This window comes from Leifsonia sp. NCR5 (genome assembly GCF_002105485.1).
GTDB lineage: Bacteria > Actinomycetota > Actinomycetes > Actinomycetales > Microbacteriaceae > Leifsonia.
In genome coordinates, this window is sequence record NZ_NCSR01000008.1 from 135846 (window position 1) to 157375 (window position 21530).

General features: G+C 68.6%; 19 protein-coding genes and 2 tRNA genes. 7 read left to right on the top strand and 14 right to left on the bottom strand.

The features are described from left to right. Nucleotides 1-74 precede the first annotated feature (74 nt). The 6 genes from B7438_RS09025 to topA all read right to left on the bottom strand — a co-directional run bounded on the left by B7438_RS09025 (nucleotide 75) and on the right by topA (nucleotide 7367). Nucleotides 75-150: transfer RNA gene (locus B7438_RS09025), tRNA-Thr, on the bottom strand. A gap of 83 nt (nucleotides 151-233) precedes the next feature. Further along, complete coding sequence (locus B7438_RS09030) at nucleotides 234-920, bottom strand: TetR family transcriptional regulator (protein ID WP_085369219.1); 687 nt, start codon at nucleotides 918-920, stop codon at nucleotides 234-236. 52 nt (nucleotides 921-972) lie between these two features. Further along, nucleotides 973-2550: an alpha/beta hydrolase gene (locus B7438_RS09035; RefSeq protein WP_085369220.1), complete on the bottom strand. Its 1578-nt coding sequence runs from the start codon at nucleotides 2548-2550 to the stop codon at nucleotides 973-975. Next, nucleotides 2547-3800, bottom strand: coding sequence for a DNA polymerase III subunit delta' (locus tag B7438_RS09040; RefSeq protein WP_085369221.1), 1254 nt, complete (start codon nucleotides 3798-3800; stop codon nucleotides 2547-2549). The genes B7438_RS09035 and B7438_RS09040 overlap by 4 nt, the downstream gene beginning before the upstream one ends. A gap of 106 nt (nucleotides 3801-3906) precedes the next feature. Beyond that, the gene (gene tmk, locus B7438_RS09045) at nucleotides 3907-4551 is read right to left on the bottom strand and encodes a dTMP kinase (protein WP_085369222.1); all 645 of its coding nucleotides are present in this window, start codon (nucleotides 4549-4551) and stop codon (nucleotides 3907-3909) included. Then, nucleotides 4548-7367: a type I DNA topoisomerase gene (topA, locus tag B7438_RS09050; RefSeq protein ID WP_085369223.1), complete on the bottom strand. Its 2820-nt coding sequence runs from the start codon at nucleotides 7365-7367 to the stop codon at nucleotides 4548-4550. Before topA ends, tmk begins: the two co-directional genes overlap by 4 nt. Nucleotides 7368-7576: 209 nt before the next feature. Between topA and B7438_RS09055 the strand changes: the two genes are divergently transcribed. After that, on the top strand, nucleotides 7577-7822 hold the full coding sequence (locus B7438_RS09055; protein WP_085369224.1) for a hypothetical protein: 246 nt from the start codon (nucleotides 7577-7579) through the stop codon (nucleotides 7820-7822). Nucleotides 7823-7840: 18 nt separating this feature from the next. Here B7438_RS09055 and B7438_RS09060 read toward each other — a convergent pair whose 3' ends face one another. The 5 genes from B7438_RS09060 to B7438_RS09080 form a co-directional block, all read right to left on the bottom strand. Further along, nucleotides 7841-8260 (bottom strand): Rv3654c family TadE-like protein, encoded by a 420-nt coding sequence (locus B7438_RS09060; protein WP_085369225.1) that lies wholly within the window; start codon nucleotides 8258-8260, stop codon nucleotides 7841-7843. A 21-nt stretch (nucleotides 8261-8281) separates the two neighbouring features. After that, nucleotides 8282-8581 (bottom strand): TadE family type IV pilus minor pilin, encoded by a 300-nt coding sequence (locus B7438_RS09065; protein ID WP_247597305.1) that lies wholly within the window; start codon nucleotides 8579-8581, stop codon nucleotides 8282-8284. A 16-nt stretch (nucleotides 8582-8597) separates the two neighbouring features. Continuing rightward, nucleotides 8598-8777: a DUF4244 domain-containing protein gene (locus B7438_RS09070; protein ID WP_085369227.1), complete on the bottom strand. Its 180-nt coding sequence runs from the start codon at nucleotides 8775-8777 to the stop codon at nucleotides 8598-8600. Nucleotides 8778-8903: 126 nt separating this feature from the next. Next, on the bottom strand, nucleotides 8904-9839 hold the full coding sequence (locus tag B7438_RS09075; protein WP_256921945.1) for a type II secretion system F family protein: 936 nt from the start codon (nucleotides 9837-9839) through the stop codon (nucleotides 8904-8906). A gap of 67 nt (nucleotides 9840-9906) precedes the next feature. Further along, nucleotides 9907-10980 carry a TadA family conjugal transfer-associated ATPase gene (locus tag B7438_RS09080; RefSeq protein ID WP_179150766.1) on the bottom strand — a complete coding sequence of 358 codons (1074 nt, stop codon included), beginning with the start codon at nucleotides 10978-10980 and terminating at the stop codon, nucleotides 9907-9909. Nucleotides 10981-11320: 340 nt separating this feature from the next. Between B7438_RS09080 and acs the strand changes: the two genes are divergently transcribed. Next, a complete protein-coding gene (acs, locus tag B7438_RS09085) occupies nucleotides 11321-13270 on the top strand; it encodes an acetate--CoA ligase (protein WP_085369230.1) in 1950 nt (649 codons plus the stop codon). Nucleotides 13271-13355: 85 nt separating this feature from the next. Here the strand turns inward: acs and B7438_RS09090 are convergent, their stop codons facing one another. Both B7438_RS09090 and B7438_RS20525 read right to left on the bottom strand, forming a co-directional pair. Continuing rightward, a complete protein-coding gene (locus B7438_RS09090) occupies nucleotides 13356-13826 on the bottom strand; it encodes a RidA family protein (RefSeq protein WP_085369231.1) in 471 nt (156 codons plus the stop codon). Then, entirely contained in the window at nucleotides 13826-13993 is a 168-nt protein-coding gene (locus tag B7438_RS20525; RefSeq protein WP_168688806.1) for a hypothetical protein, read from the bottom strand. Before B7438_RS20525 ends, B7438_RS09090 begins: the two co-directional genes overlap by 1 nt. A gap of 52 nt (nucleotides 13994-14045) precedes the next feature. Between B7438_RS20525 and B7438_RS09095 the strand changes: the two genes are divergently transcribed. The 4 genes from B7438_RS09095 (at nucleotide 14046) to B7438_RS09110 (ending at nucleotide 18768) form a co-directional block, all read left to right on the top strand. Continuing rightward, on the top strand, nucleotides 14046-16586 hold the full coding sequence (locus tag B7438_RS09095; protein WP_256921946.1) for a transglycosylase domain-containing protein: 2541 nt from the start codon (nucleotides 14046-14048) through the stop codon (nucleotides 16584-16586). Further along, complete coding sequence (locus B7438_RS09100) at nucleotides 16586-17569, top strand: metallophosphoesterase (protein WP_256921947.1); 984 nt, start codon at nucleotides 16586-16588, stop codon at nucleotides 17567-17569. Before B7438_RS09095 ends, B7438_RS09100 begins: the two co-directional genes overlap by 1 nt. Before the next feature lie 55 nt (nucleotides 17570-17624). Beyond that, nucleotides 17625-17698: transfer RNA gene (locus B7438_RS09105), tRNA-Pro, on the top strand. 80 nt (nucleotides 17699-17778) lie between these two features. Next, a complete protein-coding gene (locus tag B7438_RS09110) occupies nucleotides 17779-18768 on the top strand; it encodes a serine hydrolase (RefSeq protein ID WP_085369233.1) in 990 nt (329 codons plus the stop codon). A 19-nt stretch (nucleotides 18769-18787) separates the two neighbouring features. Here B7438_RS09110 and B7438_RS09115 read toward each other — a convergent pair whose 3' ends face one another. Beyond that, complete coding sequence (locus B7438_RS09115; RefSeq protein WP_085369256.1) at nucleotides 18788-20686, bottom strand: FAD-dependent monooxygenase; 1899 nt, start codon at nucleotides 20684-20686, stop codon at nucleotides 18788-18790. Nucleotides 20687-20819: 133 nt separating this feature from the next. Between B7438_RS09115 and B7438_RS09120 the strand changes: the two genes are divergently transcribed. Then, a complete protein-coding gene (locus B7438_RS09120) occupies nucleotides 20820-21494 on the top strand; it encodes a helix-turn-helix domain-containing protein (RefSeq protein ID WP_085369234.1) in 675 nt (224 codons plus the stop codon). Nucleotides 21495-21530: the final 36 nt, after the last annotated feature.

The following is a 21530-nucleotide window of genomic DNA, read 5'->3' on the forward strand; positions in this document are numbered from 1 at the left end:
CGGTTGACCCCGTGCTGGCACGGATTTCTGGTACGAGGGAATAGAAGAAGCCCCGTCCTGCGGGACGGGGCTGGTGGAGCCGCCCAAGGGAATCGAACCCTTGACCTTCTCATTACGAGTGAGATGCTCTGCCGACTGAGCTAGGGCGGCGTGGGTCTCGCCCGGGGGCGTAACGCACAGTCAGATAGCTTACCCGATGTTGGAGGGTGCCACTGACCATCTGAGATTGCGGCTCAGCGCACCTGGGTGCCGAGCGCCTGCAGCTGCGCGAACGAGCTGCGGAGGCGGTCGGCCAGCGGCTCGACGCCTCCGTGGTCCGCCCAGCACGACCAGGCGTGGCGCATCCCGGCGAAGGAGACGTACGTGACGAGCCTGGCGCGCTGGTGCAGCGCCTCGTGCTCGTCCGCGAGCGCTGGGTCGTCATGGGCGAGGCGGCGCTGCACGATGGCGCTGAGAGCGTCTTCGAACTGGTGCATGCTCGCCATGCGCTGGGCGAAGAGCTCCGGGTTGTCTTTGAGGAGGGCCCTCCGGAGCGCGTGGAGCTCGTGAACGCTCCTGGTCGCGTCCGCCGGCTCTGCTCCCCCTGGATCGCCGTCGGTGAGTTCGATCGTGTCGATCGCGGCGATCAGGAGTTCGCTGATGCCGTCGAGGATGGGCTCGTCCGGCCCGGCGTCGATGAAGCGTTCGATGCGCTCCTCGTCCGGCAGCTCGGGGAGCTCGCCGATGATGGCGGACTCCTTCGACGGGAAGTAGTTGAAGAACGTCCGGGGCGACACGTTGGCCGCGTGGCTGATCTCGTCGATGGTCACCCGGTCGAAACCGCGCTCGCTGGCGAGTTCGAGGGCGGCCAGCTGGATCGCGCGCCTGGTCGCCAGGCGCTTCCGCTCGCGGAGTCCGAGTTCCTCCTGCACCATGCTCATGGGACGATTATTTCATTCTCTGCAAATTTGCACCACTCCGCGGAGGGTCGGATCAGCAGGTCTTCCCGTCCTCCGGGATGGTGCCCTTGACGAGGAATTCGTCGACGGCGTCGTTCACGCACGAGTTGGACTTGTTGTACGCCGTGTGGCCCTCGCCCTTGTAGGTGAGCAGGTGCCCGTTCTCGAGCTCGCCCGCGAGGTTCTTGGCCCACACGTACGGGGTCGCCGGGTCGTTCGTGGTGCCGACGACCAGGATGGGTGCGGAGCCCTTCGCGGCGATCGGAGCACGCTCGACGGTCGAGGTGTACGGCCAGTTCGCGCATCCGATGTCGCCGTAGGACATGTACGGGCCGATCACCGGCGCGTCCTTCGCGAGCTGGGCCGCCTGTGCGCGCATCGTCGCCGGGTCGGCGTCGTAGGTGTAGTCGAGGCAGTTGATCGCCATGAACGCCTCGGTGGAGTTGTCCCCGTACGTCCCGTCGCTCTGCCTGTTGTTGTATGCGTCCGCCAGCGAGAAGGCGGTGGATGCGCTCCCCTTCATCACCGAGGTGAACATGTCGCTCAGGTACGACCACGCCGTCGCGTCGTAGAGCGGGTAGATGATCGCGGTGACGAGCGTGTTCGCGCCGAGTTCCCGCCCGTCCGAGTTGCGGATGGGGCTGCGCTCGACCGAGGAGAGCAGGTCGCTGATGGTCTTCATCGAGTCGTCGACCGAGCCGCTGAACGGGCAGTCCTTCTGCGCGAGACAGTCTTTGAGGTATGCGCGCAGCGCGCTCTCGAAGCCTTCGGCCTGCACCTTGGTCACGTCGAAGTTGCTCGCGGCGGGGTCGAGCGCTCCGTCGAGGACGAGGCGGCCGGTCTTGCCGGGATAGAGGTCGGCGTAGACCGCGCCGAGGTATGTGCCGTACGAGTATCCGAGGTAGTTGAGCTTCTTGTCGCCCAGCACGGCGCGCAGCAGGTCGAGGTCGCGCGCGGCGCTGACGGTGTCGACGTGCTCCAGCAGCGATCCGGTGTTGGTCGAGCAGGCGGAGCCGAAGTCTTTCGACACCGTCGTGTTCTCCGCGATCCACTCGTCCGAGCCGCGCGTGCCCGGCGTGATGCCGTACAGGTATTCGTCCATCTGCTTGGCGTCGTAGCACTTCACGGCGGTCGAGTGCCCGACTCCCCGCGGATCGAAGCCGACCACGTCGAAGTGCTGCTGCAGCGTGCTGTCCGTCGCGTAGTCTACGGAGTCCCTCACGAAGTCGTAGCCGGAACCACCAGGACCGCCGGGGTTCACCAGCAGCGATCCCTGCCTCGTGCCCTTGGCGGTCTGCCGGATGAGCGCCAGCTCGATCTCGCCCGCCGACGGCTTCTTCCAGTCCAGGGGCGCTTTGGCCGTCGCGCACTGCTTGCCGGAGGCGCAGCTCTGCCACTTCAGCACCTGGCTGTAGAACGGCTGCAGGTCGGCGGCGACCTGCTCGGCGACGGGGGTGGAGGTCTGCGTGGTCTTGGCGGGGATGAACCAGGTGACGCATCCGGTGAGGGTCAGGGCGACGACGGCGGCGATCGCGACGAGCGCGGTGCGTGTGCTGCGGCGCGCTCGGCTCCGGGCGGGGCGAGCGGCTGGGCGGCCCTGGCGGGTGGTCACTGGTCGTTCCCCTTTCGAGCGGCACCGCCGCGCAGGATGGTGGTGAGCATGGCCTCGATCGCCAGCGCGGGCGCGACGTTCCCGTCGATCCTCTGCCGGGCGGTGGCGATCGCATCCATCGCGGCGAGCGTAGCTGCGGGACTCGTGTGAGTGCTGAGAGCATCCAGCCGGTCGCGCAGTTCGAGGTTCACGAGCTCGCTCTGACTGCCGAGCTGCAGCATCATCACGTCCCGATACAGCGAGAGCAGGTCGACCAGGATGCGGTCGATGCCGTCGCGGAGGCTGCGCGTCGCCCGCCGCTTCTGGTCCTCCTCGAGCTGCCGGAGCTGCGAGCGCAGCGCGGGAGGGATGGTGCCACCCGGTTCGATGCCGAGCGAGCGCAGCGCGTGCTCGCGTTCCTCCGCATCCCGTTCCTCGGTGATCGCCTTCGCGTCTGCGCCGGCGATCTCGAGCAGGCTCGCCGCCGTGATCACGGCGTCGGAGACCGACCGGATGCGCAGCACGCGCTCCAGGGTCTCCTCGCGCCTGCGTCTGGCCTCGTCGTTGGTCGCGAGCCGGTGCGCCATGCCGATGTGGCTCTGCGCGTGCCTGGCCGCCCGTTCGGCCGTCACGGGGTCGACGCCGTCACGGCGCTCGATGAGGGACGCGACATCGGACACGCTCGGAACGCGCAGCCGCACGGTGCGGACCCGCGACCGGATGGTCGGGATCAGGTCGGCGTCGCTGGGCGCGCAGAGGATCCAGACGGTGCGCTCCGGCGGCTCCTCCAGAGCTTTGAGGAGCACGTTCGACGTGCGCTCGCTCATCCGGTCGGCGTCTTCGATGATCATCACGCGATACCGGCCGACGGACGGGGAGAACTGCGAGCTGGCGACCAGCGTGCGCACCTCCTCGATGGAGATGATGACCCGTTCGGTGCTGAGCACAGCGAGGTCGGGGTGCGTGCGCGCCTCCACCTGGCGCTGTGTCGCCAGGTCGCCCTCCGGGGTGCCGGGGCTGAGCAGCGCGGTCGCGAAGGCGAACGCGAGGTTGGACCTCCCGGAGCCGGGCGGCCCGGTGATCAGCCAGGAGTGCGTCATGCTCCGTCCGGTCGGCGAGCCGGACGTGGAGCCTGGAGCCGTCGCGGACCCTGCGGCGCCTCCTTCAGCGACGGCGACAATGGATGCGCTGGGCGCAGACCCTCCCGCCGCTGCGGCTTTGAAGATGGCGATGGCGTCGTCCTGACCCGTCAGGTCATCCCACACTGCCATGCCTCCCAGGCTAGCGCTCGCCACCGACACCGCCGAACCCACGACGTCTCCGGATGCGCGGCTCTCGGCCACGATCAGACATATGCCTGGTCACACATACGCCTGGTCACACGTACGGTTCGAGCCTGGCGCGGATGTCCGCGGCGATCTCGTCGACGGGACGCGACGCATCCACCACCAGGAACCGCTCGGGCTCCGCCTCGGCCAGACCGAGGTACGCGGCACGAACGCGGGCGTGGAAGTCGGACTTCTCTGCTTCGAGCCTGTCGTAGCGGGTGCGCGAGGAGTCGAGCCGCTGCCTGGCGGTGGCCTCGTCGAGGTCGAGGAGGATCGTCAGGTCGGGCAGGAGTCCTTGCGCCGCCCACAGCGACAGGTCGCGGATCTCCTTCGGGTCGAGCACCCGGCCTGCGCCCTGGTACGCGACGGAGGAGTCGAGGTAGCGGTCCTGCAGGACCACCTCTCCGCGCGCGAGCGCCGGCCGCACGAAGGTCTCGATGTGGTGCGCCCGGTCGGCCGCGTAGAGGAGGGCTTCTGCGCGCGCGGCGATGTCGCCCCGGTGGTGCAGCACGATCTCGCGGATCTCGACGCCCACCTCCGTGCCACCCGGCTCACGGGTGCGCACGACGGTGCGGCCGCGCGCGGCCAGCCACTCCTCTATGAGCTTCGCCTGCGTTGACTTGCCCGTTCCGTCGCCGCCCTCGATGGTGATGAAGAGCCCGCGACGTTCCGGATGAGTGTCGACCGTGCTCACTCCGCTGCCGGTTTCGTGGCCGCCGCCTTGCGTGTGGTGGTGGTCTTGGCTGCGGTTGTCTTCGCCGCTGTCGTCTTCGCCGCCGTGGTCTTCGCCGCAGGCTTCTTCGCGGGCGCCTTCTTGGCCGGAGCCTTCTTGGCCGGAGCCTTCTTGGCGGGACCCTTGGCGCGCTTGTCAGCGAGCAGCTGCACGGCCCGCTCGAAGTCGACCTCGTCGACCGTCTCGCCGCGCGGGATGGTCGCGTTCGTCTCGCCGTCGGTCACGTACGGGCCGAACCGGCCGTCCTTGACCTTGATCGCCTTGCCGCTGACGGGGTCGGCGTCGAACTCCTTGAGCGCGCTCGACGCCCGGCGGTTGCCGTACTTGGGCTGCGCGAACAGTTCGAGCGCCCCCGCCAGGTCGATGCCGAAGATATCGTCCTCGCTGGTCAGCGAACGGGTGTCCGTGCCCTTCTTGAGGTATGCGCCGTATCGTCCGTTCTGGGCCTGGATCTCTTCCCCGCTCTCGGGGTCGATCCCGACCGTGCGCGGCAGGTCGAGCAGCTGCAGAGCGGTGTCGAGGTCGAGGGTCGCGAGATCCATCGACTTGAACAGGGACGCCGTGCGCGGCTTCGCGGCCGCTGCCTTCTTCGCCGGCTTCTTGGCCGGAGCGGCGACGACTTCTCCCGTGGCCTGGTCGACGGTCTCCGCCGCGGCCTCCTCCGGGTCGATCTCGGTCACGTACGGCCCGAACCGGCCGTCCTTCGCGACGATGTTCTTGCCGTTCTCGGGGTTCACGCCGAGGACCCGGTCGGTGAGGACGGGCGCTTCGATGAGCTCGTGCGCCTTCGCGGGCGTCAGCTCGTCGGGGGCCAGCTCCGGCGGGATGTTCACCCGGCGGGGCGTTGCCCCTTCGGCCGCGCCTTCTTCGGCGACTTCGAGATATGGGCCGTACTTGCCGATCCGCAGCGTCACGTCGTCGTCGATGGCGATCGAGTTGATGCTGCGCGCGTCGATCTCACCCATGTTGTCGATGACCCGGCGCAGGCCGGTGTGCTTGTCGCTGCCGAAGTAGAAGCTGTTCAGCCAGTCGACGCGCTCGGCCTCGCCGTCGGCGATGCGGTCGAGGTCGTCTTCCATCTCGGCGGTGAAGTCGTACTGCACGAGGTCGCCGAAGTAGTCCTCCAGCAGCCGGACGACGGAGAACGCCACCCAGCTCGGGACGAGCGCCTGGCCGCGGGGCGTGACATACCCGCGGTCGACGATGGTCGAGATGATGCTGGCGAACGTCGACGGCCGGCCGATGCCCAGCTCTTCGAGCGCCTTGACGAGGCTGGCCTCCGTGTAGCGCGGCGGCGGGGTGGTCTCGTGGCCGTCGGCCTCCACATCCTGGACATGCAGCTCCTGGCCGACCTGCAGCGGAGGCAGCTTGGCGTCGGCGGAGTCGGACGAGTTGCGCTCTTCGTCCTTGCTCTCCTCGTATGCGTTGAGGAAGCCGCGGAAGGTGATGACGGTGCCGCTCGCCGTGAACTCGCCGACGGTGCCGTCGTGGACGCCCTCGGTGATCTTCGTCTCCACCGTGACGGAGGCGGTCTGTCCCTTGGCGTCGGCCATCTGCGAGGCGACGGTGCGCTTCCAGATCAGGTCGTACAGGCGGAACTCGTTGCCGCGGAGCACCTTCTCGAGCTCGGCGGGCGTGCGGAAGACCTCACCGGACGGACGGATCGCCTCGTGCGCCTCCTGGGCGTTCTTGCTCTTCGAGGCGTATGTGCGCGGCTTGTCCGGAACCGTCTCCGGTCCGTAGAGCTTGGCGGCCTGGGTGCGGGCCGCGTTGGTGGCTTGCTGGGAGAGCGAAGCGGAGTCGGTTCGCATATAGGTGATGTAGCCGCTCTCGTACAGCGACTGTGCGACGCTCATCGTCTGCTTCGCGGAGAAGCGCAGCTTGCGCGCGGCCTCCTGCTGCATGGTCGACGTGGTGAACGGCGCGGCCGGGCGGCGGGAGTACGGCTTGGAGTCGACCTTGCCGACCGTGACGACGGTGCTTGGCTGCGAGATGGCGGCGGCGAGGCTGGTCGCGGTCTCCTCGTCCAGGGTGCGCGCGTTGGACGTGAGCTTTCCGTGGTCGTCGAAGTCGCGCCCTGTGGCGACGCGCTCGCCGGACAGCCGGGCGAGCCTGGCCTCGAAACCGTTCGCCTCTTCCGGCGTGAAGTGTGCGGTCAGGCCCCAGTACGAGGCAGGGACGAACGCGAGACGCTCGCGCTCCCTGTCGACGACGAGCCTGGTCGCGGCGGACTGAACACGCCCGGCGGACAGTCCAGGGCCGACCTTGCGCCACAGCACGGGCGAGACCTCGTACCCGTACAGCCGGTCCAGGATGCGCCTGGTCTCCTGGGCGTCGACCAGCGCGGTGTCGATCTCTCTGGTGTTGTCCCGTGCCTTCTCGATGGCTTCTTTGGTGATCTCGTGGAACACCATCCGCTTCACGGGGACCTTCGGCTGCAGCACCTCGATGAGGTGCCACGCGATGGCCTCTCCTTCGCGGTCCTCATCCGTTGCGAGGAGGAGTTCGTCGGCGTTCTTGAGCGCCCGCTTGAGGTCGGCGACGGTCTTCTTCTTCTGGTCGGAGACCACGTAGTAGGGCTCGAAGCCCTTCTCGACGTCGACGGAGAACTTGCCGAGCGAGCCCTTCTTGAGCTCGGGCGGAAGGTTCTTGGGCTCGATGAGGTCGCGGATGTGTCCGACGGATGCCATCACCTCGTAGCCGTCACCCAGATACTGAGCGATCGACTTCACCTTGTTCGGTGACTCGACGATGACGAGTTTCTTCGTGTCAGACACCTGACTCCTCTTATATGTACGCACTGTGTTGCAACAGTTAGACGTTCGTAGCGCGCTCCCCCGGCGCCGCACCCCTGCGGCGAGCGTGGGCCACACGGCCCGACAGGCAAACCATACACACCCGAGCCGCTTGTCTGCCTAATCCGCTGTTCTGCGTTCGCCGAGGGCGCAGCCCTTGTGGTTGCGGGAGGCGGGAGGAAAATGAGGTCATGGCTACCACTTCAACGACGACGTATACCGCCAAACTGACCGACGGCCCCCTCGAGGGCAAGACCATCGCGACCGAATACCTGGACAGCGGCCAGCCCCGCCCGCGACTCGAGATCCCGTCCCCGACCGCGGGCAAGCGCTACCTCTATATCCGCTCCTCCGCGATCGAGTTCGCCTCCGACGACGCCCTCGACCGTCGCCCGAGCGCCGTGGAGTACCGGTATCTGGAGGCGATCTTCGACTGACGATCCCGCGCCCTGTCGTCACGGCGTCCCCGGCGGACCCGCACGGGCCGAAGCGCGCGCCGGCAACCCGAGATAGGAGACGGAGGTCTCGACGATGGCGACGACACCCTCCAGCTCGCACGACAGCAGCTGCGCGGCGTTGGCCGCCGCGACGCTCTCCGCCGCCTGACAGGGACTGCCCGGCTTGAGCCCGGACGCCACATCCGCCGCGGCGAGCGCCGCAGCATCCGCCCCTGCTGCCGCCACGCGCCGCGCTGCGAACGCCCCGCCGAGCGCGACGGCCACGGTGCCGGAGCAAATGACCACCCCGATCACCGCGACGGCGAGCACACTGGCCGCTCCGCGGTCGCTCCGGATACGTGCACTCAGCCGGCGTCTGCGTGACCGCGCCTCGGCGCCCGGGCGGCGCGTGGTGTCTCGGCGCTCTAGCTCACCCATCTCCTCCTCCTTCCACTGCGCCTAGTCATCGAGCGCGCACGCCCTCGCCGAGACGGCCAGCCCGAGGGCTCCGAGGCCGGTGACCGCGCTCGCGCTGGTCGCTCGCGCGCAGACCATTCCGCCCTCGCGCTCGACGGTCAGTTCCGCGTTGGCCATCCGGCGCGCGGTGTCTGCGGGGTCGTCGCCCCGGGCGAGCATCCGGGCGGACTGGGCGGCCGCATCCACCAGTCGCGACTGCTGGGTCACCGCCTGCACGGCGCCGAGGCACAGGGCGAGGCAGGCGAGCACGGCGGGAAGCGCCACCGCGAACTCGGCGGTCACGCTTCCCCGTTCGCCGTCAGACGCCGGTCGTGAGTGCACGTGTCACCAGGTCGGTGAGGATGGCCTTGACCTCGTCGCCACGCAGCAACACCACCAGCAGCCCGGCGAAGCCGACCGCCCCCATCGTCGCCACCGCGTATTCGGCCGTCGCCGACCCTCGTTCCTCCCGGATGACCCGTGAGATGAATCCCGTCATGATGCCTCGTTCCTTTGGTCTGTGTCTGTTGTTCGTGTGTTGGTGCGGTCGCGGCTGCGAGCGCACTTCCAGCCTTCGGGGTGGGACGAGTGGTTGCCCCGTGCATCCGGGATCGGTGGAGAACCGTCAGAATGCGGAGACTGTGGAGGAGACGATCGAGAGAACCACGGGAGCGACGCCGAGAAGCATGAAACTCGGCAGCACGCACACCCCGAGCGGGACCATCGACCGCACGGCCAACGCCGCCGCGTCACTCCTCCCCTGCATCCTCCGTCGTCGCCGCGCCTGAGCCGCCGCGCTCCGCAGGAGGTCGACCGCCGGCGCTCCCGCCCGTTGCGCCAGGCTCAGGATGCGCGCGACGGACGCCCGGTCGTCTTCGTGCACCGGATGAGTCGCGCATGCCTCGTCGCACAGGGCCAGAGCGCTGGGCACCCCGAGCCCTCCGCTCAGCGCGACGGCGAGCAGGTCGTGTCTCAGGCCTGGGAGGTCAGAGCCTGGGCTGGCGCGATGCAGGAGGGCGCGCATCCACCGTCGGCCGAGCAGGAGGAGAAGGGTGCCGGAGCCGAGGAGTGCCCAGCCGACCACCGAGCCGGTGAGCGTTCCGAGCAGGTCGACCCCCATCACGACGGCGAGCGCCATTCCCACCAACGGCAGCCAGGAGACGAGCCGGGCGGTCGCGCGCGGTCCGGCCACGGCGATGGCGATGTCCCGCTCGGTCTCCGCGCGGTCGCGCAAGGCGTCGGCGATGGTGCGGAGGGTGGGCGCCAAGGGTGCACCTGCGGCGTCGGCGACGTGCCACGCGGAGGCGAGTACCCGACCGGACGCGTCGTCGGGCGACCGCGAGCGGGCGCGGCGGGGAGGAGCGAGCGTCCCGGCTCTGACGGCGGAGGTGGAGTCGACGGAGGCCGCTGATGCAGCCACAAGTGCGTCGGCGACGCGCTCGCCCGCTTCGATCCGCACGACCGCCCGCACGACGAGTGGATGCGCGGAGAACTCCCGCACGTACCCCCAAGCCGCCGTGGGCGTCACCCCGGCTTCCAGCAGCGCGACGAGTTCCTCCACCAACTCCGCCAGCTGTTCAGCCGCTTCGCCTGGCCCGGCAACCGCGCGACGACCACGCCGGCCCTCCTCACCGCGCACCCGCGGTCGACGCACCGACCCCGTCACCCTCCTCCACCACGGCGAGACGCCCATCGGCGGCCACCGTCAGGCGGCCGAACCCGGCCACGCGACGTACGCCATCCACCCGCTCGACGTGGACGAGCATCCCGATGCCGCTGACCGCCTGTCGTGCGAGGGCACGCTCGCCGAGTCCGGCCAGAGCGCCGAGTGCTTCGAGGCGGGCGGGGACGTCGGCGAGCGCGTTGGCGTGGAGGGTTCCTGCCCCGCCGTCGTGGCCGGTGTTCAAGGCAGCGAGGAGGTCGACCACCTCGCTGCCTCGACACTCGCCGAGGACGAGGCGGTCGGGACGCATCCTGAGCGCCTCCCTGACGAGTCGCCGGAGGTCGACGCCGCCCGCTCCCTCGAGATTGGGCTGCCTGGTCTGCAAGCCGACCACATGCGGGTGTGCGATGCGGAGTTCGGCGACGTCCTCGATCGTGACGATCCGCTCGTTCGGGGGCGCGTGGGACAGGAGGGCGCCGAGCATGGTGGTCTTGCCTGCGCCGCCGGCCCCGGTGACGAGCAGGTTGGTGCGAGCCGCGATCGCCCGCAACAGCGTCTCCGCTTGGGCGGGGGTGATCGCGTCGTCGGCGAGCAGGCCGGGCAACAGCAGCACGCGCTGGTGCGGGATGCGCACGGACAGCTGCGTGCCACCGGTCGAGACGGGCGGCAGCACGGCGTGGACGCGCACGCCGTCGAGGAGGCGGACGTCGACGAACGGCGTCGCCTCGTCGATGTGCCTGCCGCCGCTTGCGATGAGGCGCACGGCGAGGTCTCTGGTGGTGCGTTCGTCGGAGGTCCAGCCGTCGATGCGCCGGAGGCCGCGCGGTCCGCCGTCTGCCCAGAGCGCGCCACCGGCCGTGATGAAGAGGTCGGTGATGTCGTCGCGCAGCAGGTACGGCGCCAGTGGGCCGAAGGTCCGCCAGAGGCCGCGGTCGGCGCTGGGCGGGCGTGATCGCTCCACAGCGTCCACCGTCTCGATGGGATCCATCGCGCCAAGCGCATCCCGCCCGGCCACATTCTCTCTACGTCTCGTCTTCATACCCCGACGCTACGTATCGCCCAGCACCCGGCGCAGGACCCCACGAAACCCGTGGAGAACTCCGCGACCGAGCGACCTGTGGAGAGCTGCAACCGGAAAGGCCGGTTAAAAAGAGGGGGGCCGCACCTATTGGGGGGAACAGGTGCGGCCACTGCGGCGCATGATTGGGGGGAATCGTTTGCGCCGCACGCCAGAATTAATATTCGGCCGAGAAACAGTTTACGCACAATCAATGCAAACGCAAGTCTTCGTCGAGGTGGTCACCGCCAGGTTGTAGAGTCGTGGATTGTCGCGCCACGACTTGACCATTCAGCATCGCAAAGGAGCGAACAGACTCCCCATGAGCAACACAATCGACAATCTGCTGCACGAAGCACGCCGATTCGCACCCAGCGAAGAGTTCGCGGCAAACGCGGTCGCGACAGCCGAGCTCTACGAGCGTGCCGCCGCCGACCGCCTCGGATTCTGGGCCGACCAGTCCCGTGAACTCCTCCACTGGCACAAGCCGTTCACGCGCACCCTCGACTGGACCAACCCGCCCTTCGCGAAGTGGTTCGACGACGGCGAGCTCAACGTGGCGTACAACTGCCTCGACAGGCACGTCCTCGCCGGCAACGGCGACCGCATCGCCATCCACTGGGAGGGTGAGCCGGGGGACAGCCGTTCGATCACCTACGCGGAACTGACCGCGGAGGTCAAGAAGGCCGCCAACCTGCTGACCAGCCTCGGCATCACCGCAGGCGACAGGGTCGCGATCTACCTTCCGATGATCCCGGAGGCGGTCATCGCGATGCTGGCCGTCGCCCGCATCGGTGCCGTGCACTCTGTCGTCTTCGGCGGGTTCAGCGCGGAGAGCCTGCGGTCGCGCATCGACGACGCATCGGCGAAGCTCGTCATCACGGCGGACGGCGGATGGCGCAAGGGCAAGGTCTTCCCGCTCAAGAACGCCGTGGATGCGGCCCTCGCGTCCGGCGACACCACCGTCGAGCACGTGCTCGTCGTCAAGCGCGGCGAGAACGACGTGGAGTGGACGGACGGCCGCGACCTGTGGTGGCACGACGAGATCGCCCAGGTCGACGCCGACCACGTCGCCAAATCGTTCGAGGCGGAGCAGCCGCTGTTCATCCTCTACACCTCGGGCACGACCGGGAAGCCGAAGGGCATCCTGCACACCTCGGGCGGCTACCTCACGCAGGCCGCGTTCACGCACAAGAACGTCTTCGACCTGCACCCGGAGTCCGACGTCTACTGGTGCACGGCCGACATCGGCTGGATCACCGGTCACAGCTACGTCGTCTACGGCCCCCTGGCCAACGGCGCGACCCAGGTGCTCTACGAGGGCACCCCGGAGACGCCGCATCCCGGCCGCTGGTGGGAGATCATCGAGAAGTACAAGGTCTCCATCTTCTACACGGCGCCGACCGCGATCCGCTCGTTCATGAAGATCGGCCGCCAGCACCCGCAGAAGTTCGACCTGTCGAGCCTGCGCGTGCTCGGGTCGGTCGGTGAGCCCATCAACCCGGAAGCCTGGATGTGGTACCGCGACGTCATCGGCGGGAACACCACCCCGGTCGTCGACACCTGGTGGCAGACGGAGACCGGCGCGATCATGGTGTCCGCGCTTCCGGGCGTCACGACGCTGAAGCCGGGCTCTGCGCAGGTGCCGCTCCCCGGCATCTCGATCGACATCCTCGACGAGGCCGGCGTTCCCGTCGGCAAGGACCAGGGCGGCCTGCTCGTCGTCACCGAGCCGTGGCCGAGCATGCTGCGCGGCATCTGGGGCGACCCCGAGCGGTTCAAGGAGACGTACTGGGAGAAGTTCGGCGACAAGTACTTCGCCGGCGACGGCGCCCGCTACGACATGGACGGCGAGATCTGGCTGATGGGCCGTGTCGACGACGTCATGAACGTCTCCGGCCACCGCCTCTCGACGGCGGAGATCGAGTCTGCGCTGGTCGCGCATCCACTCACCGCCGAGGCTGCCGTGGTGGGAGCAGCGGACGAGACCACCGGCCAGGCCGTCGTCGCGTTCGTGATCATCAAGCAGAACCAGCTGGAGCAGGCCGAGGCGATGGATGTGGCCGCCGAGCTGCGCAAGCACGTCACCGAGCAGATCGGCGCGATCGCCCGCCCCAGGGAGATCTTCATCGTCACCGAGCTGCCGAAGACGCGCTCCGGCAAGATCATGCGGCGCCTCCTGCGCGACGTCGCAGAGGGCCGCGAGGTCGGGGACACCACGACGCTCGCGGACACCGCCGTGATGAGCTCGATCCAGAGCAAGCTGTCCTAGCGCAGCCCGTTCACGCAGAGGGGCCCGCATCCACACCGGATGCGGGCCCCTCCGTCGTACGGGATGCCGTCGTACGGGATACGTCCTACTCGAACGACAGGATCAGTTCGACCTCGACCGGCGAGTCCAGCGGGAGGACGGAGACGCCGACGGCCGAGCGGGCGTGGACGCCTGCGTCGCCGAAGATCTCGCCGAGCACCTCAGACGCTCCGTTGATGACCCCCGGCTGGCCGGTGAACGAGGGGTCGGAGGCGACGAAGCCGACGACCTTCACGATCCTGGTCACGCGGTCGAGCGAGCCGATGACGCTCTTCGCGGCAGCCAGGGCGTTGAGCGCGCAGGTGCGGGCGTACTCCTTGGCGTCGTCGGCCGGGACGAGCCCGTGGCCGTCGCCGACCTTGCCGGTGGCGGGGAGGGCGCCGGACACCATCGGGAGCTGGCCGGAGGTGTAGACGTGGTTGCCGTCGACGACGGCCGGGGTGTATGCGGCTACGGGCGGCACCACATCCGGGAGCTGGATGCCGAGCTCGGCCAGCCGGGCTTCGATGGCGGCCATCAGGCGTCGTCCCCGTCGATGATCGGGCGCTTCAGGTAGGCGACGAGGCCGCCCTCCGGACCGGTGACGACCTGCACCAGCTCCCACCCTTCCGAGCCCCAGTTGTTGAGGATCGCGGCGGTGTTGTGGACGATCAGAGGCGTCGTGAGGTATTCCCAGCGCGGCATTGTGCTCCTTGCGTTCGGGGGGTTTATCAGGTTTATCACCTACCCTGATCCTATGTCTGCCAAAAAACCACGGGCTAGAGGTGTGCTCGGCGCCGTCGGCGCGTTCGTCGGCATGAGTGCCGTCGCAGGCCTCCTTGTCACGGCCGCCGTGACCCCCGCGATCGCGGTCACGGGGATGGCCGCCAACGACAGCATCGGCGTCTTCGAAGGCCTTCCCGAGTACCTCGAGATCGGCCAGCTCGCCCAGCCGACCACCATCTACGCCAAGAACGGCGACCAGGACGTCCAGCTCGCGACGTTCTACTCGCAGAACCGTCTGCCCGTCACGTTCAGCCAGATCTCCCAGGCCGCGAAAGACGCAGCCATCGCCGGTGAGGACCCCCGCTTCTACTCCCACGGCGGCGTCGACATCCAGGGCACCATGCGCGGTGTGCTGTCGACCGTCGTCGGCCACGATGTGCAGGGTGGATCCTCGATCACGCAGCAGTACGTGAAGAACGTGCTCCTGCAGAAGTGCGAGGCCATGCCGGTCAAGACCAAGGAACAGAAGGCCAAGTACCAGACCTGCGTCGTCGATTCCACGGGCGTCTCGCCCGACCGCAAGGTCAAGGAGATGAAGTACGCGATCGGCGTCGAGAAGAAGTACTCGAAGGACGACATCCTCGCCGGCTACCTCAACATCGCCGGATTCGGCGGCTCGGTGTACGGCATCGAGGCCGCTGCGAAGTACTACTTCAACACCTCGGCCGCCGCGCTCACGCCCGCACAGGCAGCGAGCCTGATCGCGATCGTGAACGAGCCGACCACGCTCAAGATCGACAGCCCGGACAGCAAGAGCAACGGCGCTGCGAACGGGTACGCGAAGAACAAAGAGCGCCGCGACTACATCCTGAACAAGATGTACCAGTACAAGAAGCTCACCAAGGTGCAGTACGACGAGGCGGTGAAGACGCCGGTCACGCCGGTGATCACCCCGTCGGTCCGCGGTTGCCAGACGGCGGGCGGCTCCGCGTACTTCTGCGACTACGTGCAGCGCATCGTGCAGAACGACCCGTCGTTCGGAGCGGACAAAGACACCCGCGCGGCGAACTTCAACCGCGGCGGATACAAGATCTACACCACGATCGACCTCACGCTGCAGCAGACGGCCGAAGAGACGATGGCGAGCTACGTGCCGCCGACGTACGGCGACGTTCAGCTCGGTGCCTCGCTGGTCGGCGTTCAGCCGGGCACGGGACGCGTGCTCTACATGGCGCAGAACAAGCACTACAGCCAAGACCCGGATGTGCTGATGGACCCCGCGTACACCTCGGTGAACTACAGCACCGACCTCGACTACGGCGGCTCGAACGGTTTCCAGGTCGGGTCGACGTACAAGGTGTTCACGCTGGCGGAGTGGCTGAAACAGGGCCACTCGCTGTACGAGTCGGTGAACGCCAACGTGCGCACGTACAACCAGTCGCAGTTCAAGGACTCGTGCGGCCAGTGGGGCGGCTCGTGGCGGCCCACCAACGACTCGCCGGGTGAAGAGGGATACCGCACAGCGCAGAATGCGACCACCAACTCGATCAACACCGCGTTCGTGGCGATGGCCCTGCAGCTCGACCTGTGCGAGATCAAGAAGGATGCGGAGGCCTTCGGTGTGCACGACGCGGCCGGAGTGCCGCTGAAGAGCAACCCCGCCTCCGTCCTCGGCACCAACAACGTGGCGCCTTTGACGATGGCGACCGCCTTCGCGGGGATCGCGAACAACGGCCTCACCTGCACGCCCATCGCGATCGACAAGATCGTCAGCGGCGATGGCAAGGAGATCGCGCCGCCGGCCTCCAAGTGCACGCAGTCGGTCGACCCGGCTGTCGCTCGAGCCATGGCATACGCGCTGAAGGGTCCGATCGAGGGCGGCACCGCCTCCGGAACGAACACCACCGGAGTCGACATGCTCGGCAAGACCGGAACCACCGACGGCAACAAACAGCTCTGGCTCATCGCGGCGACGACGAAGGTCGCCGGCGCGTACTGGGTCGGGAACATCGAGGGTGACACGGACATGCGCCGGATCTATCCGACCCACGGCAGCAGTCCAGCCAGTCTGCGCGACAACGTCATGAACGCCGTCATGACGACGGCCGTGAACAAGTACGGCGGAGATGACTTCCCGCGCCCGGACAACAAGCTGCTGCAGGGCGCACAGGTCACCATCCCCGACCTCACCGGCAAGTCGCCCGCCGACGCCAAGTCGATCCTGAACGGCCTCGGCCTCGACGGTGTCGATGGCACCGCGGTCGACTCGGCTGCCCCCGCTGGCACCGTCGCCGGGACCGACCCGGCCGCCGGCACCTCGGTCACCAAGGGCAACGGCGTGACGATCTACACCAGCAACGGGTCCCTCGTACCCCTGCCGAATGTGGTCGGGCAGAAACTGTCCGACGCGCAGAAGGCGCTCAGCCAGTTCAGCGTGAAGGTCACCGGCGGAAGCAACAAGGACGGGATCGTCGAGGCGATGGACCCGGGTGCTGGCACGCCAGCAAAGCCCGGATCCACGGTGACCCTCAAGATCGCCGCCGCCGAGCCGTCGCCCGGGGTAGGAAAGTAGTGGCGGGCCGTTCCGGCCTGCACGCGGCGGGCACAGCACTCGGTGTGCTCGCCGCGGCCGGTGCGGCCGCGTTCGCGTGGGGCTCGCTGGTCGAGCGCCGCCTGTTCACCCTCCGGCGCGTCACGGTCCCCGTGCTGCCCGCCGGGGCCGAGTCGATCAGGGTGCTGCACCTCTCCGACCTGCACATGGCGCCGTGGCAGCACGACAAGCAGGAGTGGGTGCGGTCGCTCGCCGACCTCAAGCCCGACCTGATCGTCGACACCGGGGACAACCTCGGCCACGCCGACGGGCTCACCGGCATCGAGCGCGCGTTCGAGCGCTTCGAGGGCATCCCCGGGGTCTTCGCGCACGGCTCCAACGACTACTTCGGGCCGCAGCGCAAAAACCCGCTCAAGTACTTCGTCGGCCCGTCCACCAAGAAGGCGTCGACCGCTCCCCGGCTCGACAACGCCGCCCTCACCGCGTACTTCCGCAGCCTCGGCTGGCTCGACCTGAACAACGCGGCCGGAACAGTGGATGTGCGCGGCACCCACCTGGAGTTCTTCGGGGTCAACGACCCGCACATCCACTTCGACAGGGTGGAAGCCATCCCTGGCGCGCTGGACGAGCTGCGCGAGAACGACCCTTACGGCGAAGACTCGCTGTGGCCGCAGGATGCGCCGCGTCCCGCCCGCCCCACGGTCACGCTGGGCGTCACCCACTCCCCGTACCGCCGCGTCCTCGACGCGTTCGTCACCTACGGCGCCTCTATGATCTTCGCCGGGCACACGCACGGCGGTCAGGTCTGCGTCCCCGGCTTCGGCGCGCTGGTCACGAACTGCGACATCCCGCGCAGCCAGGTCAAGGGCCTGAGCATCTGGCGTCACGCGTTCCGCTCGGCGTTCCTCAACGTGTCTGCCGGCCTCGGAACGTCGACCTACGCGCCGGTGCGCTTCGCGTGCCGCCCGGAGGCGACGCTCGTGACGCTCACCGCATCGGCCTGAGTGGTCACGAGCACCCCCCAAGCTCGTGTATTCTTATTGAGGCCTACGGGCCAATCGGGGTGTGGCGCAGCTTGGTAGCGCGCTTCGTTCGGGACGAAGAGGTCGCAGGTTCAAATCCTGTCACCCCGACAAGAAAATGCCGGAGCATGTCAATGCTCCGGCATTTCTGTTTCCGGCGTCTCGGCAGCCCGTGCCGATAGCCTGGGGGCATGTTCGACGACGTGGATGCCGTGGCCGAGTCCGAGGGTTTCAGCGGGGTGGTCACGGTCGACGTCGACGGCGTGGAGGAACTGCGGGTGGTGCGCGGCCTCGCCGACCGGCGGTGGGGCATCCCGAACTCGGTGGAGACGGCGTTCGCGCTCGCGAGCGGGAGCAAGGGGTTCACGGCACTCGCGGTGCTGTCGCTGGTGGAGGACGGAGCGTTCGCGCTCGACACCCCGGTGAGGGAGCTGCTGGGCGACGATCTGCCGCTCATCGACCCACTGGTCACCGTGCGGCACCTGCTGACGCACCGCTCCGGCATCGGAGACTATCTCGACGAAGGCGATGACGGCGCGATCACCGACTACGTGATGACCGTGCCGGTGCACACTCTGGTGAACGCAGCGGACTTCCTCCCCGTCGTGGATGGCTTCCCGCAGGTGTTCCCGCCCGGCGAGCGGTTCGCGTACTGCAACGGCGGGTTCGTGGTGCTGTCGATCATCGCGGAACGGGTGAGCGGCACCCCGTTCGCCGACCTCGTCGCCCAGCGGGTGTTCGAGCCGGCCGGGATGCGGAACAGCGGCTACTTCCGGTCCGATGCGCTGCCGAGCGGCGCGGCCGTCGGCTACCTGTTCGCGCCGGGCGATGGCGACCGCACGAACGTGCTGCACCTCCCGGTGCGGGGCGCCGGCGACGGCGGCGCGTACGCGACGGCGGGCGACCTGAGCAGGTTCTGGCGTGCGCTGTTCGCGGGGGCGATCGTGTCCAAGGAGACCGTCGCGCTGCTCAGCGCGCCGACCAGCGCGGGCGTCGAGGGCAGCCGCGCATACGGCACCGGGTTCTGGCTGGACGACGGCGGCCGGGTCGCGCTCGAAGGGTACGACGCCGGGGTCTCGTACTACGGAAGCCACGACCCGGCGACCGGGCGGAGCGTCAGCGTGCTCTCGAACTGGTCGGACGGCGCCTGGCCGGTCGCCCGCGCACTCCTGAGCAGCTGACGCGCCAAAAGCCGAACCGCTACCGTCGCACCGGCAGCATGTTGCCGTCGAAGAACGCCGCCAGCTCGTTCCGCGCATCCACGGGGAATATCCCGGCCACGTACTGGTCGGGACGCACCACGACGATCACGCCGTCCCTGCTGAGCTCGCGGTCGCGGAAGATGTCGCGGCCGTGGCCGGCGGCGAAGACCTGGTTGAGGTCGATCAGGCCGTACGGCACCTTCACCGGCTTGAAGACGGCCGGCACGTCGCCCGGCTCGACCAGCGTGTAGTCCTGCTGGTAGATGACCTTCGTGTCGAAGGTGGCGTCGTCGTCGCCTCCGGACGGCGTGAAGCGCATCCACGGGGAGGCCGGATCGGTGCGCCACCACTCGGCGAAGTCGGCGGTGGGTGTGCCGGTGAGCGCGGGCGCCGCGGTGTCGGCGAAGACGTAGACGCGCCAGCGGCCGTCCGCCTCGTGCAGGTGCCCGAGGTGGCGCCAGCGGTTGTCCGCGCGACGGATCACCTCGGCCGACTTGAAGCGCTTGCCGAGCGGGAAACCAGGAGCGAGCGCCTGGTGCTCGTCGCCGGTGGTGATCATCGACGGGGCGTACTGCGTCATGAAGCCGGCGGGGAACTCGAACGTGGAGACGTAGTAGCGCTCCAGCTCGCCGGGGTCGTCCCACGAGTCGGCCGGGCGAGCCAGCATGTCCGACCACTCCTTGTCGAAGTCGATGAGGTTCTGGGCGACGACCTTGCGCTCGTCCTCGTAGGTCGACAGCAGCGATTCTGGCGCGCGCCCTTCGAGCACCGCTGCGAGCTTCCAGCCGAGGTTGAAGCCGTCCTGGATGGACACGTTCATGCCCTGCCCGGCCTTCGCCGAGTGGGTGTGGCAGGCGTCGCCCATGATGAACGCGTGCGGCGTCCGTTCGCCGCGCAGCTCGGCGGGCACGTCGTCGAAGCCGTCCGTGATCCGGTGGGCGACCTCGTACACCGACGACCAGGCGACCTCGCGCACGTCGAGCGAATACGGGGCGATGATCGTGTTGATCCTGGCGATCATCGCATCCACCGGGGTGGACCGGATGGCGCCGGCGTCCGCCCCGTCGACCTCGCCCAGGTCGACGTACATGCGCACGAGGTAGCCGCCCTCGCGCGGGATGAGCAGGATGCTGCCCGCCCCGTGCGACTGGATCGAGCACTTGACCTGAATGTCCGGGAAGTCGGTGTTCGCGAGCACGTCGAGCACGCCCCAGGCATGCATCGCCGCCTCGCCGTGCAGGTGGTGGCCGAGGGAGGCGCGCACCCTGCTCCTCGCCCCGTCGCCGCCGACCAGGTACTTCGCGCGCACCGTGCGCTCCTCGCCTGCACGCTCCCCCGCCACGTACCGGATGCGCGCCTCGACCGGGTATTCCGCGCCCTGGTGGATGGTCAGGTCGACGAACTCCACGCCGTAGTCGGGCACGATGCGGCCGGGGGCGCGCTCCGCGTCGCGCAGGAAGTAGTCGAGGATGCGGGCCTGGTTCACGTAGATGTGCGGGAACTCGCTGATCCCCGTCGCGTCGTCCGCTGCGCGGGAGACCCGGACGATGCGGGACGGGTCGGCGGCGTCCGGCTTCCAGAAGCACATCTCGACGTTGCGGTATGCCTCGTCGACCACCTCGTTCGCGAACCCGAACGCCTGGAAGGTCTCGACGGAGCGCGCCTGGATGCCGTCGGCCTGCCCGACGGCCAGGCGGCCGGGGCGCTGCTCGATGGCGCGTGCGTCGATGGACGGGAAGCGGGAGAGCTGCGCGGTGACGGCGACGGCGGCGGGGCCCGTTCCGACGATGAGCACATCCATCCGGTCGGGGATCTCCGTCGGCCGGTCGATCCCGTGCCCCTCCGCGGGTTTGATGCGGGGGTCGTGGTCGACGTAACCGCGGTGGTGGATCTGCATCTCGGTGCTCCTCATTGAACAAAGCTTGTTGTACCTATAGTTGCGACATCGTTGCAACTATAGATACGATGCTAGTTGTCGTCGCGGAGCGTCGCAAGACGCACGTGCGAACACGCGCAACGAAGGGATCCGGATGTCGAACACCGCAGGCGCGCAAGCGCAGGCCGAGGGCGGATCGCAGACCCTGGCCCGCGGCCTCAGCGCCCTCGCCATGATCGGCGAAGACGGAGCATCGCTGAGCGTGCCGGAACTCGCGAACCGGCTGGGCATCCATCGCTCGATGGCGTACCGGCTGGTGAAGACGCTCGAGCAGCACGGCTTCGTGGAGCGGTCGCCGTCCGGCGAGCTCGAACTCGGCGCGCGGCTGGCGTCACTCGCGCGCGGTGCGGCCAGGAGCCTGCAGACGGCGGCGGCCCCCGAGCTGGCCGCTGTGGCGGACGAGCTCGGGATGACCGCCTTCCTGGTCAGCTTCGACGGCGAGGTCGCCGTCACGCTGACCAGCGCCGAGCCGCGGCACGCGGAGACCACGGTGGCGCAGCGGCCGGGCAGCCGTCACGCGATCGGGCAGGGTGCGCCGGGGCGCGTCATCCGCTCGCTGCTGCACCCGGACGAGTTCCCTCCGCAGCGCTTCGAGCGCAGCCACGACGAGGTGCTGCCCGGGCTGTACTCGATCGCGGTCCCTCTCGCCCTCCCGCACGGCAGGTCGGCCGCGATCGCGGTGCTGTACCTGCCGCATCCACTGGACGAGGAGCACGTGGCCGACGTGCTCGTCGCCGCGGCGGGACGAATCGCGGCGGCGTTCCGGTAGATGACGAGATGCCAGTAACTGCGCCGGATTCGGCGC